This window comes from Bradyrhizobium sp. (assembly GCF_030646015.1).
In the GTDB taxonomy this organism is placed as follows: Bacteria; Pseudomonadota; Alphaproteobacteria; order Rhizobiales; family Xanthobacteraceae; genus Bradyrhizobium.
In genome coordinates, this window is record NZ_JAUSLT010000132.1 from 1 (window position 1) to 16545 (window position 16545).

The following is a 16545-nucleotide window of genomic DNA, read 5'->3' on the forward strand; positions in this document are numbered from 1 at the left end:
AGACGCTGGCGGTGCTGCGCACCCGCGCCGAGCCGCTCGGGTGGCGCCTGATCGTCGGCGATCCCGCCGTCGATCTCGACAAGGCCGAGGTGTTCGGCGCCCTGCTGCAATATCCCGGCACCTCGGGCGCGATACGCGATCTGCGGCCAGCCATTGCGGCGATCCGTGCCAAGGGCGCGCTGGCCGTGGTCGCCGCAGATCTCCTCGCGCTGACACTGCTGGCATCGCCGGGCGAACTCGGCGCCGATATCGCCATCGGCTCGGCGCAGCGTTTTGGCGTGCCGATGGGCTATGGCGGCCCGCACGCCGCCTATATGGCGGTGCGTGACGGGCTCAAGCGCTCCTTGCCGGGGCGCATTGTCGGGCTGTCGATCGATTCGCGAAAACAGCCGGCCTACCGGCTGGCGCTGCAGACCCGCGAGCAGCATATCCGGCGCGAAAAGGCGACCTCCAACATCTGCACCGCGCAGGTGCTGCTGGCGGTGATCGCCTCGATGTACGCGGTCTATCATGGCCCGGAAGGGCTGACCCACATCGCGCGCACGGTGCATCGTCGCACCGCGGTGCTGGCGGCCGGATTGCGCCAGCTCGGCTTTGCGCCGCAATCGGCCGCGTTCTTCGACACCGTGACGGTCGATGCCGGCAGCAAGCAAAGCGAGATCGTCGCCCGGGCTTTGGCCGAAAAGATCAATTTTCGCATCGGCAAGGGTACAATCGGGATCGCGTTGGACGAGACCACAACGGCCAAGGAGGTCGAGGCTGTTTGGCGGGCGTTCGGCGGCAAGCTCGCCTATGCTGAGGTTGCGGCCGGCGCGCGCGAGGCGCTGCCATCCGAGCTGAAGCGCGCCAGCGCCTTCCTCAACCATCCCGTGTTCAACACCCACCGTTCCGAGACCGAGCTGCTGCGCTACATGCGAAAACTCTCGGACCGCGATCTCGCGCTCGACCGCGCCATGATTCCGCTGGGCTCCTGCACCATGAAGCTCAACGCCACCTCGGAGATGATCCCGCTGACCTGGCCGGAGTTCGGCGCGCTGCACCCGTTCGCGCCGGCCGACCAGGCCGCGGGCTACCACGCCCTGTTCAAGCGGCTGGAAAAGTGGCTGTGCGACATCACCGGCTATGACGCGGTCTCGCTGCAGCCGAATTCCGGCGCCCAGGGCGAATATGCCGGGCTACTGGCGATCCGCGGCTACCACGCCGCGCGCGGCGAGCCGCACCGCAAGGTGTGCCTGATCCCCTCCTCGGCCCATGGCACCAATCCGGCCTCCGCTCACATGGCGGGCATGGAAGTCGAGGTGGTGGCCTGCGATAGCAGAGGCGACGTCGACGTCGAGGATCTCCGCGCCAAGGCGGAGAAGCATTCGAAAAACCTCGCCGCGATCATGATCACCTACCCCTCCACCCACGGGGTGTTCGAGGAGCATATTCGCGATATCTGCGAAATCGTGCATGGCCATGGCGGACAGGTCTATCTCGACGGCGCCAACCTCAATGCCCAGGTCGGGTTGTCGCGGCCCGGCGACTACGGCGCCGATGTCAGCCATCTCAACTTGCACAAGACCTTCTGCATTCCGCATGGCGGCGGCGGCCCCGGCATGGGCCCGATCGGCGTCAAGGCGCATCTGGCCCCATTCCTGCCGGGCCATCCGGATGCCCAGGGCACGAAGCCCGATCCGGTCGGACCGGTATCGGCGGCGGCGTTCGGCTCGGCCTCGATCCTGACCATCTCCTACATCTACATCCAGATGATGGGCGGCGAAGGCCTTACCCGGGCGACCGAGATCGCGATCCTCAACGCCAATTACATCGCCACCCGGCTCGATCCGCATTTCCCGGTGCTGTACCGCAACGCAAAAGGCCGGGTCGCCCATGAATGCATCGTCGACCCCCGGCCGCTGAAGGCATCGAGCGGCGTCACCGTCGACGACATCGCCAAACGCCTGATCGACTACGGCTTCCATGCCCCGACCATGAGTTTTCCGGTGCCGGGCACGCTGATGATCGAACCGACCGAATCGGAATCGAAGGCAGAGATCGATCGCTTCTGCGACGCCATGATCGCGATCCGGCAGGAGATCGCCGAGATCGAATCCGGCCGCTGGAAGGTCGAGGCCTCGCCGCTGCGCCATGCCCCGCACACCGTCCACGACATCGCCGACGACGGCTGGCAGCGTGCCTATTCCCGCGCCGACGGCTGCTTCCCCGCCGGCACCTCGCGATCCGACAAATACTGGTCTCCGGTCGGCCGGGTCGACAACGTCTATGGCGACCGCAATCTGGTGTGCTCGTGCCCGCCGATCACGGACTATGCGGAGGCGGCGGAGTGACGCGTTGTTAAGGTCATTGCGGGATAGTGCGGGGAGCTTCGGATGTGCGACGGCACATCCAGTCGTTCAGAGCGACTGTTCAGTCCCCGACGACAGTTCACGCACTTAAAGTGCCACTTTACATCAGCGAATCAAAAATCTCCGCTTTCGACTCCAAGTGCTTTTGGATTCTGGCTTTTCCGAATCGGAAAGCCTAAAGGCTCGTGCGGTCACGACCCGAGTGATGCCGGCGCGATCAGCGCGCGGCTGGCTGGATTCCAGCGCCAGAGACGATCGTTGATCAGTTCGGTGCCGCCCCACCAGCGGCGGATTGGATTGTGCCGGCTGAAATCTTCGGTCCCAGCCAGGACCGCCTGACCGAGCGCAGTGAGCTTCAGCCGGCTGCGCCGGTAACATTCGAGACGCTCGCGGTCTTCATGCATCGCCAGCGTGAACGGCCCTTCCCGGAGCCCGGGCATCAGGGGTTCCGGACAGTCGGCGAGTTCATCCAGCAGCTCGCCGACTTGCCAGTAGCCGAACGCCCGCCGCCGGTTGCGGCTGTGCTCACCAGGAAAGAGATCGAACGGGCCGGCGTCCCCCACTGAGATCAATTCCAGCATCCGCATTTGCGTCGCGCCGAGTCCCGTCACCGGCATCGGCAATTCCTCCATCAGTTCCAGCACACTCTGCCGAAGCTGCGGCAACGCTGTGATGTCAGCCCCAAGCAGATCGAACCAGTCCCGCGGCGTCGGTTGGCGATAGGCCCGCCAGGCCATGCTGGCCGCGCCGAAATGGCTGTCGACGATCCTGACCGCCGGCAGCCGACATCCCGCCAGTTCCTCCGGAGCGCAATTGCCGATTGGAACCTCGGCCTGCACCAGCGCCAGCTTTGAGGTGACGGCAGCATGGACCCGCAGACAATCCAGCAGCCAGACCAGCGTCAGTTGCGCATCCGGATCCGGATCGGCCAGAGCTCGACCGCTTCGAAGCGGACGCAGAATTCGATCAAACTCGGCCCCTCCACCCGCGCTTTCTCAAGGCGGCTGCCGGCGGAATCGAGCCAGTGCGACCCGAAATCCTGATGCACCGACGAGCGGGACGACAGCAACGTCTCGAGTTCGATCTGCGGCGGCAGCGGCCCTCAGACGAATCTCGGTCCCACGGGGATGACGAACTCAGCGAGCCTCGCTTTTGCGAGGCCGCCCGCGCCACTGTCGCTCGTCGTCAGAATCAGGCGTTTCATGGTGCCGCCGCGCGCCCTGCTACGGTTTCACCAGCGCTGGATTCCAGCGCCACATGCAATCATTGGTCAGGTGCGTGCCGCCCCACCAGCGATTGATCGGGTTGTGCCGGCTGAAGTCTTCCTTGTGGGCGACAACCGCCTTGCCGAATTCGGTCAGCGACAGCCGGCTTCGCAGCATAGCTTCGTGCCTTATCCCCAAATTATCCCGGTTGCGCAGCTCCTCGTCGAGTCCCGCGATCGCGGGGCGTGGCCCGAACGCAAGCCCTTCGAGCAAGTAGCCCAGCTCCGTCTCGTTGAATACGCGCGTCTGGCGAATCTCTCGGAAGTGGAAGAGTGGATTCACATTCGCCCATCCGCTCGCTATCATCTCCAGCAGCCGCATTTCTGTCGCTCCCAGACCGGTCGAGATCGACGGAAGCTCTTCGAGCAGATCGCGCAAGACCGGCTTGAGCAGCGGCAGAGCGCTCAAGTCCTTGCGTAACAGATCAAAGCAAGCTTCTGGCGTCGGCGACCGATAGGCGCGCCAGGCCGCACTTGCCGTCGCTAGATCCCTTTCGATGGCGCTGTCGAGCAGCGGCCGCCACTTGCTCAAAGCATTTGGACCAAGCCCTATCATCTCATGTTCGAGAACACGCAGCCTCAACCTGGCGACGGCCTCAGGATAGGCGCTGAAGTAATCGAGCAGCCAGACCAGTTTAAGTTGCGCTTCCGGACGCATGTCGAACCACAGCTCGACGGTTTCGTATTGCTGGCAGAATTCGGCCAGGCTGAGATCCCGGTGCATTCTGTTTTCGCTCAGTTTCCAGTAACCACCCCAGTCCGACCAGTGTGCGCCCTGCTGTTGGTCTGTCCGAGGACCGAGATAGCGCGCGAGTTGGTCCGGCGAGGGCTGCGGTCCCCAGATAAAGCGAAAAAAAGCCAGATGGAGCGCCATGTCGGCGAAACCGCCCTTGACGAAGTCTGGCATCATCCAGCCGGTCAGGACCAGAGGCTTCATCAGGCTCTCCCGAGGTACGCAAAACAAAACAGGCGCCAAAAACGTCGGCAACTCAACGTTCGCAGCGCCCGCTTATGTCGAAACCCGGATCATCCGACCCAGGCTCGATAAGACTTACTCCTCCGGCGGCTCCTCGCCTTCGGCGTCGCGCTCAGGGCTGCCGGCCAGGATCTGTTCCGCGATCAGGCCGGAGTTCTGGCGGATCGAGGCCTCGATCTTCGCGGTCATGTCCGGATTGGCCTTGAGGAAGGCCTTGGAGTTTTCGCGGCCCTGACCGAGGCGCTGGCTGTCATAGGAGAACCAGGCGCCGGACTTTTCCACGATGCCGGCCTTGACGCCGAGATCGAGGATCTCGCCCATCTTGGAGACGCCCTCGCCGTACATGATGTCGAACTCGACCTGCTTGAACGGCGGCGCCAACTTGTTCTTGACCACCTTGACGCGGGTCTGGTTGCCGACCACCTCGTCGCGCTCCTTGATCGCGCCGATGCGGCGGATGTCGAGGCGGACCGAGGCGTAGAATTTCAATGCGTTGCCGCCGGTGGTGGTTTCCGGCGAACCGTACATCACGCCGATCTTCATCCGGATCTGATTGATGAAGATCACCATGGTGTTGGATTTGTTGATCGAGGCGGTCAGCTTGCGCAGCGCCTGGCTCATCAGGCGGGCCTGCAGCCCGGGCAGCGCGTCGCCCATCTCGCCCTCGAGTTCGGCGCGCGGCACCAGGGCGGCGACCGAATCGATCACCAGCACGTCGACCGCGCCTGAACGCACCAGGGTGTCGCAGATCTCCAGCGCCTGCTCGCCGGTGTCGGGCTGCGAGATCAGGAGTTCGTCGATGTTGACGCCGAGTTTTCTGGCATAGACCGGGTCGAGCGCGTGTTCGGCGTCGATGAAGGCGCAGATGCCGCCCTTCTTCTGGCCTTCGGCCACCGTGTGCAGCGCCAGCGTGGTTTTTCCTGAGGATTCCGGTCCGTAGATTTCCACCACCCGGCCGCGCGGCAGGCCGCCGACGCCGAGCGCGATATCGAGCCCGAGCGAGCCCGAGGAAATGGTCTCGATATCCATCGAGCGGTCGTTTTTGCCCAGCTTCATCACCGAGCCCTTGCCGAACTGGCGCTCGATCTGGGAGAGCGCGGCCGACAGGGCCTTGGTCTTGTCCATGGAGGATCCTTCGACGATACGCAGCGCAGTAGTGGGGGCGGCCATTGGTGGTGCTCCTTATGACGGGGATTCGCTAGAGGGACAAACGGGCAGCGGCTTCAAGGCGATGACTTTGCGGCAGTGACTTGCGGAACAACGTACCCCATTTGTTCCATGTTCGCAATATGTTCTTTTCGCAAATCGACGCCACGACTTCTATCCCTGGTAGCCTAAGTACAAAATGCAACTTAGTTTTTTCGATTCCGGAGGTGTTGACCTGGTTAACGCTCCCCTAAATGTTCTACGTAGTACTACGGAGATGAACCATTTTGATCGGTGAGTTGGACAGGCGGCGTGCCAGAAACGGCCTGAAATCAAGCAGCGCAGCATGATCCGCAGCGCCAGATGGCTCACTGCCTCCAGCAGACGGTGCGGGCGTGTCTTGAACTCAGGCTCCGAGCTACCGCTCTTCCCTTGTTCGGAAATCATCACCCCCGCGCGCGGCGATCGCCCCGGCATCCCCCTCGACAATCCGTGCCAAAGAGGTGCAATATTTAACTAAACAACCTATAGTTTATTGCGGGGTCGGCATCCAAAGCCGTGGGGCATTTCCGATGAAGCACAGGGGCGTCGAGTACACAGTTGCGCCATCAGCGCCCGGCGTTTGGCAATGGCAGTTCCGGATCGGCGACGCCGTTATATCCGGCAAGACCGAGACCAATATCAGGCTGCTCGCCGTCCGTCGGGTTCAGTTGCGGATTGACCGCGAGCTCAAGAAGGCCGCGCCGAAGGACGGGGACCGGACTTAGGCCCGTAAATTTCCGGTATTGATCAAGCCCCGTTTCGGGAATCCTATGTCATGACACACCTTGTGGTTTTTCACGGGCCTGCCTTCACGCATCGGTTTTGTGTCATGCCGCTCTATTTCTTTTGCATCCCCAAAGGCCGGTACGCAGGCTCCAGCGATTGCGGCGCCGAATTCGCCGACCGCGATGCAGCCTGGAAAGAGCTGACCGACGTTTGCGGCGATATGGTCGGCGGCATTTCCCGCAAACTCAAGGAAAACGGCGAATGGCAGATGGAGCTTCTCGACGCGTCGAAGAAGCCGGTTTTCCGAATTCGTCTGGTCGGGGAAACGCTGGATTAGGTGGCTCGGGTTGGCGCAGCGCCGAAACCCACTTGGCAACCCGCCGGGTCCGGGAAAATTGATCGAGATCAAGGCGAACAATCGTGGCAACCTCAAATTGGCCGATGTATGGCCAACCTCATTTTCAAATGTCCGCGTACCGGCATGAACGTACAGCATTGGCTGGCGGACGAGCCCGATGACGATTCTCACTTCAGTTACGAAACCGTGGTCTGCCAGGCCTGCAGCCGGTTCCATTTCATTAACCGGTCGAACGGCAAACTATTGGGCGCAGACGACCAGGATTGATTCGGGCCAACGGATCGCCGCGGCGCACCCGCAAGATGTGAGTTACCCCACACACTATCGTGCTGCCGTCGTGGCAGTGTGACATCAACGATTCGAAAACCACAGGGGCGGCTATGATGGCGTCTGGCGACGCGAATGTTCCGCCCGATCAGGACCACGCCGTGCGCCGCTGCGAAAAATGCGACGCGGTAATGAAGCAGTTGGCTGAACTCCCGGCGCTGTCGATCCGCGCCGCGATCAAGGTTTTCCGCTGCTACGCCTGCGATCACGTCGTCTCGGACCGCGCTTAGGGCCGGTCAGCCTCAATCCCTGCTTGAGCTCCCTGGCGGTAAGCAGGGCGACAATTCCCGACGCCATTGTCCGAAAATGTCAACAATTATAGATCGTTAGGGGTAAATCGATGTTGTAAGGGGACTACCGGCTAATCTAGTCGGCGCTGCGCAGCCTGCGCATGGTGAATTCGATATCGCCGCCGGGCAGTTCGCGCCAGCTTTCGACTTTGCTCATATAGGCGGCCTTGGGGAAGCGGGTGAAGAAGTCCCGCGCCGTGGTCCGCGCCTCGGCGCGCGGCAGGGTGAAAGTTTCGCGCAGAAAACCATCGTCCGGCTTGCGCCGGGCGGCCATCCGGTCGGCGAGATCGCGCGGGCGAAAGACCATGTCGCAACTCCAAACACTGACGACCGGCCCAATATAGCGCGCGCCGGTTGCAATTCGAGGCCTGGCCGGTCACCTCCGCCAAGGGGATACCAAGGAAATATCAAGGGAATTGAGTCGCTTGCCGGACATAACGGCGCTACAAGTAGACATTGCCGGCAGCGACCCATCGGGCGCCGGCGACTGAGAGCCCACAAGGACTCCCGCCTCATCGAGAGCGAGTCAGATGGCGCCATCGCTACACCTTCGCGAATCAGCCGCGCGCGGCGCCAACCAAAGAGAGCCGCACGGCATGCCGAATCATGATCGACGAACCAACCGGCTGCTCTCGCTGTTGTCGGATGAGGACTACCAGCGATTGCGGCCGCACCTGTCGCAGGTCGTGCTGGATTACAGGAAAAGCCTCTATGAAGCGGCGCTCCCGGATCGAGCACGTGTATTTCCCCATCGACGGAGTTGCCTCGCTGGTGATCACGACGTCGGACGGCCGCAGCGCCGAGGTTGGCACCATCGGCAGCGAGGGAATCGTGGGATTGCCGATTTGTCTCGGCGACAATGTTGCGACGTCTTCGGTTTACGTCCAGGTGCCGGGAACGGGGCTCAAAATGGATGCCCGCCTTTTCCGCGCTGAACTCGATCGCAGTCCGACGCTCAACCTGGTCATGCTCCGCTATGCCCATGCCTTCTTCAACCAGGTCGCGCAATCGGCCGCTTGCGCGCACCTGCACCGGCTGGAACAGCGCTGCTGCCGCTGGCTGCTGATGACGCGCGACCGGATGCCGTCAGGCGATTTCCTGCTGACCCAGGAATTTCTCGGAATGATGCTCGGAGTCCGCCGAACCTCGGTCACCGACGTGATGGGATCCTTGCAGAAGGCCGGGCTGATCCGCTACCGGCGCGGCCACGTCACCATCCTCGATCATGATGCGCTGCGGCTGCGGGCCTGCGAGTGCTACGATATTTCGAAACTGGAATTCGACCGCATGCTCGGCGATACCCCGCTGGCGCCCCGAACCGACAAGACGCATCGATCAGTTAGCCAGGTCGGGTAGACCCCGGCAAGCACGCGGTCCCTCGGACTCGTCTGCTTTCCGACAATGGATTTCGGTTCGCGAAGATGTCAGTGCCTGACGCCGCTGGGGCCAACCGAGGTGGAATTCCCGCTATGACGGCTACCGGACCGACAACGCCCCCTCCTTATCCCTATACAGGGCGTTCCCGCGGACCGCCCACTCGGAGCGTTCTCCCTAACCCCCTGCGGTAAATCGGCCCGACCGACCGGGCAGGATATCGCATTGCCAGTACCCGTTTCGAAGGCGAGTCTTCCCTTGGACAACAAGCTGCTTGCCTCGCTGCCGCGTGATGACTTCGATCGGCTGCTTCCGCATTTGTCGACGATCACCCTGCAACAGGGGGTCGTGCTGACCGAAGCGGGCGACGAGGTCGACCAGATCCTTTTTCCGCATTATGGCATGCTGTCGCTGCTCGCCGTGCTGCGCGACGGCAAGGCGATCGAGACCGCGACCGTCGGCCGCGAAGGCGTGGTCGGCGCGATGGCGGGGCTCGGCCTCTACAAGTCGCTGGTCCGGGTCGTGGTGCAGATGCCGGTGTCGGTCAGCAAGATCTCCGCCAGCCATTTCAGGACGGTCGCCGCCAACAGCGATCCCATTCGCAGTCTCTGCATTCGCTACAACGAGGTGCTGCTGTCGCAGGCGAGGGTGACGGCCGCCTGCAACGCCCTGCACTCGATCGAGGCGCGCTTCTGCCGCTGGCTGCTGCAAAGCGCCGATCGCGCGGCCAGCGACACCGTGGCACTGACGCAGGAATTCCTCGCGGAAATGCTCGGGGTGAGACGTACCTCGGTGACGGAAGTCGCCAGCAAGGTGCAGGCCGCCGGCGCGATCACCTATTCGCGCGGCGTGATCAAGATCCTGGACCGGCCCGCGCTGATGCGGATGTCCTGCGAGTGCTACGAGACGCTGCTCGATCAATCGGCCACGCTGGCCTGATCGCGGCCTCGGGTTTATTCAACCGTTAACTGTATTAAAATTGGAACACTATCAAGGATAGTCCGTTGGTTTCCTGTGAAGGAGCCATCATGACAGTACCAGCGCCTGCATCACGCCAACGCCGACTTCAAATTCTGGACGATGAAACCAGGGACGCCGCACGGCTCAATCCCGGCGCGCATGACGGCATGTCCGCGTCTGAAGACCTCTGGGTGAGAAACTTCATGGCCCGGCTGGCCGCATCGGTGCGGAGCCTCGGCCGCAGGCCATAACGGCACAAGGTTCTAATTCGTGGTGCTGCCGGTTTTGGTGCGCGGCTTGGCGGGGGCCGCCGTCTTCGGCGTATCGGTGCTGCGCACATTGCCCCACGGGTCGGAAGATCCCTTGGCATCCGGAATCTTCTTCAGCGATTCCTTGTAGGCCTTGTCCCTTGCCGCGTCGGCTTCCTTCTCCTCCGGCGACCTCGATTGCATCTCCGGGATCAGGTTGATGTTGGGACTTTGCGCGTAAGCCGGCCCTGTCAACAACACGATGACAGCCGCGGCGCCAAAAATTCTCATCACGGAAGCTCCTGCATATTGGGGGCAATATATCACCGCGTCAGCCGCGACGCCAAGCGCGCCAGCCCATTCGGGGTCAAGAGCGGTCCGACTTAGCGGTCCGATTTGCAGGATTTCGGCGATTGCACCCAATCGTCCCAGATCGGGCCGCATTTGGTGCAGCCATTGAGGGCGAGACCCATGGCGACCAGGCTGAAAATCAGTACCAACCGCCTGAACATGGATACGCACTCCCCACGCCAAGATCATACGGCCGGAAGTCAGGCATTTTCAAGCCGCGCCGGGAGTGTTCATTTGCGGCGGAGGCACTTAAGAATGCTGGGGGAACCGATTGCAGCGAGGGAACCGACGTTGACGCAGAACCAGCCGCCCGCCGGGGAATTCGATATCGAGGAGGCCAGGCGCGTGCTTGGCGACGTGTTTGCGCCGTGGGTGCAGGACCTCCACCTATCGATCGAGGGCATCGACTTTAACCCGCCGCCGGATGCGGCCACCGACTGGCAGCCGGGCGCCATCCTCCGCATGCCGTTCTCCGAGCGACTGTGCCGCAACGGTGGCATCGTGTGCGGCCAGGCGCTGATGGCATTCGCCGATACCGCCATGGTGATCGCGAACCTCGCGGCCAACCGCGGCTACCGGCCGATGACGACGGTCGATCAAACCACGCATTTCATGCGGGCGGTGACCGCTTCGGACGTGCTGGCGGACGCACGGGTCGTCCGGATGGGCCGCACCATGAGCTTCGGCCGCGTCACCCTGTCCAGCGCCAGCGACAACAAGCCGGTGGCGATGGTCTCCAGCGCTTTCGCGATGCTGAGTTAGCTTTCGGATACCTGCGGCGGATTAATTTCCGAGAACCTTTTCGGCGGCGTTGACGATGCTGATGTTCGGGTTCTTGCCGCAGAAGCTGCCGAATTTCTTGGCGTTTTCGACGAACACATCGGTGTCGATGATGGCCTCGTCGGAATCGCCCTTGTACCAGCCGTCCATCCAGGTCAGCACCATCTTGATCGTGTCGTCGCCGCCTTCGAGGAACTGCTTGCAGCTCATGGTCGACAGATCGAGCACAACGGCATGGGACGGCGCCGACGACAGCATCAGGCCAGCGGCAATCAGAAGCGCAGCCATCGATTTCATAATCATCTCCATTGCAATGTGAAAGTAATCGGAAGCAATACCAACTCCGGAGCGCCGCGCCAGCACCATTTCTGGGTGTCGATCGAGAAAGATCCATCGATCCGCCCGGCTGGAATGGCGACCAGCGGTTCTGCGTCCCGCTCGATGGGAGTTCGCCCCTCTCCGCGCTGTCAGCCCGCCACGACCGCGCCGCGCTCGATGCGGAAGGTGCGATCCAGGAGATCGATGACGTGCGTTTCGTTGGATTCCGACATCAGCACCGACACCCCCTCGTCCTTGAGGTTTGACAGAACTTCGCCGAGCCGGCGCGCCAGCGCCGGCGCCAGGCCCTCGAACGGCTCGTCCAGTACGAGCAGACGGCGTCCCGCCATCAGGGCGCGGGCCAGAGCCACCATTTTCTGCTGGCCGCCGGAGAGTTCCAGGGCGCGACGGCGCCGGAAGTTCGCAACCTCCGGCATCAGCGTATAAATGCGATCGAGACGTTCCCGCGCATCGGTCGAACCGGTCGCCAGCGCCGGCAGCAGAATGTTCTCCTCAACCGCGAATTCCGGCACCAGCCGGCGATCTTCCGGCATGTAACCGAGCCCAAGCGCCGCGCGGCGATGCGCCGGCTCCGCAAGGAGATCGAGGCCATCCAGGGTCATGATGCCGCGCGCCGGCAGCGCCCCCATCAAGGCCCGCATCAACGTCGTCTTGCCGGCGCCATTGCGCCCGATCAGGCCGGAAAACTGCCGCTCGCCGAGCGACAGTTGCGCATCGCGAATGATCTCGATGGCGCCGATCGAAACGTGCAGTGCGGATACCTCAAGCATGGAACGCCCTGCTGGCGTTGAGGCTGCCGTCCTTCGACCGGATCAGCGTTCCCGTGATGAACTCGCGCACGCGCTCGTCGCCGAGCGCCTCGGCGGGCGCCCCGTCCGCGATCACGGTGCCGTCATAGAACGCCAGCACGCGGTCGGCGAAGCGCTGCACGATCTCCATGTCGTGCTCGACGAACAGGATGGTGGTGCCGCGCGCCTTCAACGCCCCCATGATGACATCCATCAGGCCGAACTTCTCTTCCAGGCTGATCCCGCTGGTCGGCTCGTCGAGCAGCAGGACGCGCGGATTGCCCGCCGTCGCCATCGCAATGTCGAGCAGCTTGCGCACGCCCTGCGGCAGCGTCGACGCCAGCGCGTCGCGAAACTGGCCGATCTGGAACTGGCCGAGCGCGGTTTCGGCATCGGCGGATGTCTCGGCCGAGACAAAACGCGACAGCGCCGCTCCGACCACGGAGCTGCCGGAACGGGCGATCGCGGTGGCCGCGCACAGGTTTTCAAACACGCTGAAGGTGGGAAAAACCTGCGCCACCTGAAACGAACGCGCAATGCCCAGCCGCATGATCTTGCGCGACGGCAGCCCGGTGATGTCCCTGCCCTCGAACTGGATGGTGCCGCCCGACGGCGTCAGATGGCCGGTGATCATGTTGACGAACGTGGTCTTGCCGGCGCCATTGGCGCCGATGATCCCTACGGTTTGCCCCTGCGGCACGTCGACATTGATGTCGCGGGCGGCGACCACCTGACCGAAGGTCTTTTCGAGACCCTTGACGGAAAGCAGCGCGCTCATGCAGCACCCTTTTCGGAAACGGTGGCGCGTTTGCGGATCATCAGGGAGCCGAGCCCCTCGGGCACGAACAGGATCGTCAGCAGCAGCACCGATCCGAGGATCAATTGCCAGCCGCCGGGCAGCAGGGCGACCGCGATGGTGCGGACGATCTCGAACAGCAGCGCGCCGAGAAACGCCGCCGGAACCGATGCCGCTCCCGCCAGGATGGTCACGAACACGAATCCGCCCGACGTAGTCCAATAGGCCATCTGCGGATCGACATGACTGATCGACAACGCCGCGAGCGCGCCGCCGGCACCCGCCAGCGCCGCCGAAATGGTCAACTTCAGATGCACCAGCCTGGTCACGGAAATGCCGAGATATTCGACGCGAATTTCATTGTCGCGGATCGCGCCGGCGAGTTGGCCGGCAATCGAACCAAGATAGGCCGAAACGCCTACCCAGGCCGAGAACACCATGCCAAGCGCCAGCCAGAACAGCGCGAAGGTATAACCGGGACCGCGCGGCTTCATGCCGAAGAAGCTGGCCTGGGCGACATTGACGCCGTCGGTCGAGCCCAGCGTTTCGGATTTGACCAGCACGCCGTACAGGATCATCGACAGCGCGAGGCTGAGCATGGCGAAGAAGATCTCGCGGTATTGCGCCAGCAGGAAACCGACCACGAAGGCCACCAGCGCTGCCATGATGACGGCCAGCGCAATCAGCAGGAACGCGTCCGTCACTCCGAACCAGCGTCCCGACAGGGCCACCGTGTAGGCTCCGGTCGCAAAGAACAGCGCCTGGCCGAACGGCACCAGGCCGCCGCGCCACAGGATGATGAGACCGCAGACGACGAGCCCGGTGGACATCGCAAGCGTCACCAGGGAGATCAGCCACAGCGGCGTGAACGGCGCGGCCGCTCCCAATCCGCCGAGGATCGCCGCGCCCAGGAGAATGCGAAGTCCGGTCATCAGATTTTTCTCGGTTGAGCGCGACTGAACAGGCCCTGCGGACGAAACACGAGAACCAGCGCCATCACCGCGTAGATCGAGAACAGTTCGAGTTGCGGTATCAGATGCACGGCACCGGCGCGGAATAATCCGACGATCAGGGCGCCGACCAGCGCGCCCTCCATCGAGCCCATGCCGCCGATCGCCACCACCGCAAAGGCCAGCACGATGACCTCGACCCCGAGGCCCGGGGTCACCGATATCTTGGGAGCGGTCAGCGCGCCGCCGAGCGCGCCCAGCACCGCGCCGACCAGAAACGTCACCGTATAGACCCGGGACACATCGACGCCGAACGCGGCGGCGGTTTCGCGGTCGTAGATCACGGCCGTCAACAGCCGCCCGAAGGTGGTCTTCTTGATGGTGTAGGAGGCCGCGATCGCCAGCAGGCCGGCAAACCCGACCAGCCCGATGTCGTAGACCGACAGCGGCAATCCGCCGACAGTGAAGCTGCCGGCCTCGGTATAGGGCTGATACGCCGACCGGCCGTCGGTACCCCAGATCAGAATCAGCACGTCTTCCAGGATCAGGAACAGCGCGTAGGTGATGAGAACGACGACGACTTCGTCCCTGCCGTAGACGCGGCGGAGAAACACCCGCTCCAGGATGTAGCCCATCACCAGGCCGATCGCGATCGCGGCCGTCGCAATCGCCAGATAGCCTCCGGCCACGGGCCAGCCGCGGTCGAAATACAGGCCGATCGCGGTGGCCGCCGCATAGGCGCCGAAGGCATAGAATGCGCCGTGGGCGACATTCAGAATCTTCATGACGCCGAAAATCAAGGTCAGGCCGATGGCGACGACAAACAGCCAGGCGGCATAAACCAGGCCATCGGTGACGATGGCGATAGCTGTGATCACTGGATGCCGTCCCTTACATCGTGAATTGCAGCAAAACTGCAGCCGGCGGCGCCGGCTGCAGGCGATCGTGCGGCGCCTAGTTGCATTTGGCTCCGGGCATGCCGGCCTCGAGCCACGCCGTCGAGGTCATGTTGGCCGGAGGATTCACGCATTCGGCGGGATAGCGGACGACGTCGACGATTTCGGCTTTGCCTTCCGCCTTGTTGAAACGGAAGCTGCCATAGGCGATATCGGCGATCCCCTGGTGACCGTTGCCGATCGCCATGCGGATCTTGGCGCTCGGTCCCTCGAACTCGATACCCTCGAACGCCTTCACTACATCGTCGATCGCGGGCTGCTGGCCGCCCTTGGCCGCCGCGGCCTTGTCCCAGGCGGATTTGAGCCCGAGGATCGACTGCGCCATGTGATAGGCCGGATAGGTCGGCGCCGTGGCGAAGCGGTCTTCGTAAACCCCGCGGAACCACTTGTTCAGGGGCGTGTCGGGCGCCATCACGCCGTGCGGGCCGCGCGCTCCAATGATCGTGCCATCCGGGATCTTGGCGCCGAGCCGGAACATCGCCGTCTCACCCGCGGTATAGACCATGGTGGAGCGCGCCGGCAGACCGCGCGCGCCATTCTGGACGATGAAGCTCTCGAGATCGCCATTCCAGAAGCTGGAATGCACGATCTTGGAATTGGTGGTCAGCAGCGCCGAAATCTCCGCACCGAATTCGCCCGCGAACAATTTCGGCAACAGCTCCTTGTCGACGGTCGCCTTCGGCGCCAGCGCCTTCATGGCGGCGACAAAATCACGCCAGCTGTCCTGGCCCCAGGCGTAGTTCTGGTTGATGCCGGAATACGAAGCGAGGTCCGGGAATTTCTTCAGCACGTAGCGAGCGGCGCCCACGCTGTCCATGGTGGCGTGCGGGGTCGCGCGGAACACATATTTGAGCGGCTTTTCCTCGAAGATCCGCGGCGTTCCGCAGTCAAAGAACACGGTCAGCGCCTTCAGCTCTTCGGCAACCGGAGCAACGGCCAGGCAGTTGCCGGACGAGACATATCCGACGGTAGCGTTCACGCCGTCGCGTTGAACGAGGTTGCGGAATTCGGTGACCTGATTGGCGGTCGAGCCGGCTTCGTCGACGAACTTCGGCACGATCGGCGCACCGGCGAGACCGGCGGTCGCGTAAGGCGCGGGCACTTTGCCGGCATTGAGCATTTCGATCATGATTTCGGCGGAGTTGCGCCCGGGAATGCCGAACGGGCCGGCGGCCGGTCCGGTCAGGAAGGTGACGATCCCGAGTTTCACCGGCGGGACCGCCGGAGCAGCCGGTGCGGTCTGGGCGACAGCCGCGACCGGCAAAGCCGTCAATAGCAACGCCGCCGATACCTTGCGCGCCAAACAGGCGCGTACGCTCGTCCTCTGCATGCGAATCCTCCCCATGATGATCTTTTTTCGGCCGTTATGGCTCTTGTTGCGAAAGTGTATGCGCGATTGCGGGCGATGCCAATACGGCCAGATTGCCGCGTCGCGCTTTCAGCGAAGCCCCCTCTCATTTCAGCTCGCGGAAAATTCCTGGAGGCAGATCGGTGCGGGGTCTCACTGCACGCGCGGCGGCAAGGTT

Annotated in this window: 19 protein-coding genes; 7 read left to right on the forward strand and 12 right to left on the reverse strand. The window is 63.1% G+C overall.

Annotation, left to right across the window (positions count from 1 at the left end; all coding sequences use genetic code 11):
- Positions 1 to 2330, forward strand: a 2330-nt coding sequence (gcvP, locus tag Q7T45_RS20055; RefSeq protein WP_304872950.1) for an aminomethyl-transferring glycine dehydrogenase, incomplete at its 5' end; no start/stop codon positions are given.
- 209 nt (positions 2331 to 2539) lie between these two features.
- On the opposite strand, the gene Q7T45_RS20060 is transcribed toward gcvP, so the two are convergent.
- On the reverse strand, positions 2540 to 3085 hold the full coding sequence (locus Q7T45_RS20060) for a hypothetical protein (protein WP_304872952.1): 546 nt from the start codon (positions 3083 to 3085) through the stop codon (positions 2540 to 2542).
- Between the two features lie 129 nt (positions 3086 to 3214).
- Here Q7T45_RS20060 and Q7T45_RS20065 point away from each other — a divergent pair, with 129 nt between their 5' ends.
- The gene (locus Q7T45_RS20065) at positions 3215 to 3391 is read left to right on the forward strand and encodes a hypothetical protein (protein ID WP_304872954.1); all 177 of its coding nucleotides are present in this window, start codon (positions 3215 to 3217) and stop codon (positions 3389 to 3391) included.
- Between the two features lie 180 nt (positions 3392 to 3571).
- Here the strand turns inward: Q7T45_RS20065 and Q7T45_RS20070 are convergent, their stop codons facing one another.
- Positions 3572 to 4549, reverse strand: a complete 978-nt coding sequence (locus Q7T45_RS20070; RefSeq protein WP_304872957.1) for a hypothetical protein — start codon at positions 4547 to 4549, stop codon at positions 3572 to 3574.
- Positions 4550 to 4663: 114 nt separating this feature from the next.
- Entirely contained in the window at positions 4664 to 5758 is a 1095-nt protein-coding gene (recA, locus tag Q7T45_RS20075) for a recombinase RecA (RefSeq protein ID WP_304872959.1), read from the reverse strand.
- 548 nt (positions 5759 to 6306) lie between these two features.
- Between recA and Q7T45_RS20080 the strand changes: the two genes are divergently transcribed.
- A complete protein-coding gene (locus Q7T45_RS20080) occupies positions 6307 to 6501 on the forward strand; it encodes a hypothetical protein (protein ID WP_304872960.1) in 195 nt (64 codons plus the stop codon).
- Positions 6502 to 6605: 104 nt separating this feature from the next.
- Positions 6606 to 6839 carry a hypothetical protein gene (locus tag Q7T45_RS20085; protein WP_304873066.1) on the forward strand — a complete coding sequence of 78 codons (234 nt, stop codon included), beginning with the start codon at positions 6606 to 6608 and terminating at the stop codon, positions 6837 to 6839.
- A 714-nt stretch (positions 6840 to 7553) separates the two neighbouring features.
- Here the strand turns inward: Q7T45_RS20085 and Q7T45_RS20095 are convergent.
- Complete coding sequence (locus Q7T45_RS20095) at positions 7554 to 7784, reverse strand: hypothetical protein (RefSeq protein ID WP_304872963.1); 231 nt, start codon at positions 7782 to 7784, stop codon at positions 7554 to 7556.
- 404 nt (positions 7785 to 8188) lie between these two features.
- Between Q7T45_RS20095 and Q7T45_RS20100 the strand changes: the two genes are divergently transcribed.
- Together Q7T45_RS20100 and Q7T45_RS20105 are read left to right on the forward strand one after the other, a co-directional pair.
- On the forward strand, positions 8189 to 8833 hold the full coding sequence (locus tag Q7T45_RS20100) for a Crp/Fnr family transcriptional regulator (RefSeq protein WP_304872965.1): 645 nt from the start codon (positions 8189 to 8191) through the stop codon (positions 8831 to 8833).
- Between the two features lie 243 nt (positions 8834 to 9076).
- Entirely contained in the window at positions 9077 to 9790 is a 714-nt protein-coding gene (locus Q7T45_RS20105) for a Crp/Fnr family transcriptional regulator (RefSeq protein ID WP_304872967.1), read from the forward strand.
- A 284-nt stretch (positions 9791 to 10074) separates the two neighbouring features.
- Here Q7T45_RS20105 and Q7T45_RS20110 read toward each other — a convergent pair whose 3' ends face one another.
- Together Q7T45_RS20110 and Q7T45_RS20115 are read right to left on the reverse strand one after the other, a co-directional pair.
- The gene (locus tag Q7T45_RS20110; RefSeq protein WP_304873068.1) at positions 10075 to 10350 is read right to left on the reverse strand and encodes a hypothetical protein; all 276 of its coding nucleotides are present in this window, start codon (positions 10348 to 10350) and stop codon (positions 10075 to 10077) included.
- 92 nt (positions 10351 to 10442) lie between these two features.
- Positions 10443 to 10571 (reverse strand): peptidylprolyl isomerase, encoded by a 129-nt coding sequence (locus Q7T45_RS20115; protein WP_304872968.1) that lies wholly within the window; start codon positions 10569 to 10571, stop codon positions 10443 to 10445.
- 94 nt (positions 10572 to 10665) lie between these two features.
- Between Q7T45_RS20115 and Q7T45_RS20120 the strand changes: the two genes are divergently transcribed.
- Positions 10666 to 11172, forward strand: coding sequence for a PaaI family thioesterase (locus Q7T45_RS20120; protein ID WP_370691322.1), 507 nt, complete (start codon positions 10666 to 10668; stop codon positions 11170 to 11172).
- 21 nt (positions 11173 to 11193) lie between these two features.
- On the opposite strand, the gene Q7T45_RS20125 is transcribed toward Q7T45_RS20120, so the two are convergent.
- The 6 genes from Q7T45_RS20125 to Q7T45_RS20150 form a co-directional block, all read right to left on the reverse strand.
- Positions 11194 to 11487 carry an HdeA/HdeB family chaperone gene (locus Q7T45_RS20125; RefSeq protein ID WP_304740995.1) on the reverse strand — a complete coding sequence of 98 codons (294 nt, stop codon included), beginning with the start codon at positions 11485 to 11487 and terminating at the stop codon, positions 11194 to 11196.
- Positions 11488 to 11657: 170 nt separating this feature from the next.
- Positions 11658 to 12299, reverse strand: coding sequence for an ABC transporter ATP-binding protein (locus Q7T45_RS20130; RefSeq protein ID WP_304872972.1), 642 nt, complete (start codon positions 12297 to 12299; stop codon positions 11658 to 11660).
- The gene (locus tag Q7T45_RS20135) at positions 12292 to 13095 is read right to left on the reverse strand and encodes an ABC transporter ATP-binding protein (RefSeq protein WP_304872974.1); all 804 of its coding nucleotides are present in this window, start codon (positions 13093 to 13095) and stop codon (positions 12292 to 12294) included. The genes Q7T45_RS20130 and Q7T45_RS20135 overlap by 8 nt, the downstream gene beginning before the upstream one ends.
- On the reverse strand, positions 13092 to 14045 hold the full coding sequence (locus Q7T45_RS20140) for a branched-chain amino acid ABC transporter permease (RefSeq protein WP_304872976.1): 954 nt from the start codon (positions 14043 to 14045) through the stop codon (positions 13092 to 13094). The genes Q7T45_RS20135 and Q7T45_RS20140 overlap by 4 nt, the downstream gene beginning before the upstream one ends.
- Complete coding sequence (locus Q7T45_RS20145; RefSeq protein ID WP_304872977.1) at positions 14045 to 14941, reverse strand: branched-chain amino acid ABC transporter permease; 897 nt, start codon at positions 14939 to 14941, stop codon at positions 14045 to 14047. Before Q7T45_RS20145 ends, Q7T45_RS20140 begins: the two co-directional genes overlap by 1 nt.
- A gap of 76 nt (positions 14942 to 15017) precedes the next feature.
- Positions 15018 to 16349, reverse strand: a complete 1332-nt coding sequence (locus Q7T45_RS20150) for an ABC transporter substrate-binding protein (RefSeq protein ID WP_304872978.1) — start codon at positions 16347 to 16349, stop codon at positions 15018 to 15020.
- Positions 16350 to 16545: the final 196 nt, after the last annotated feature.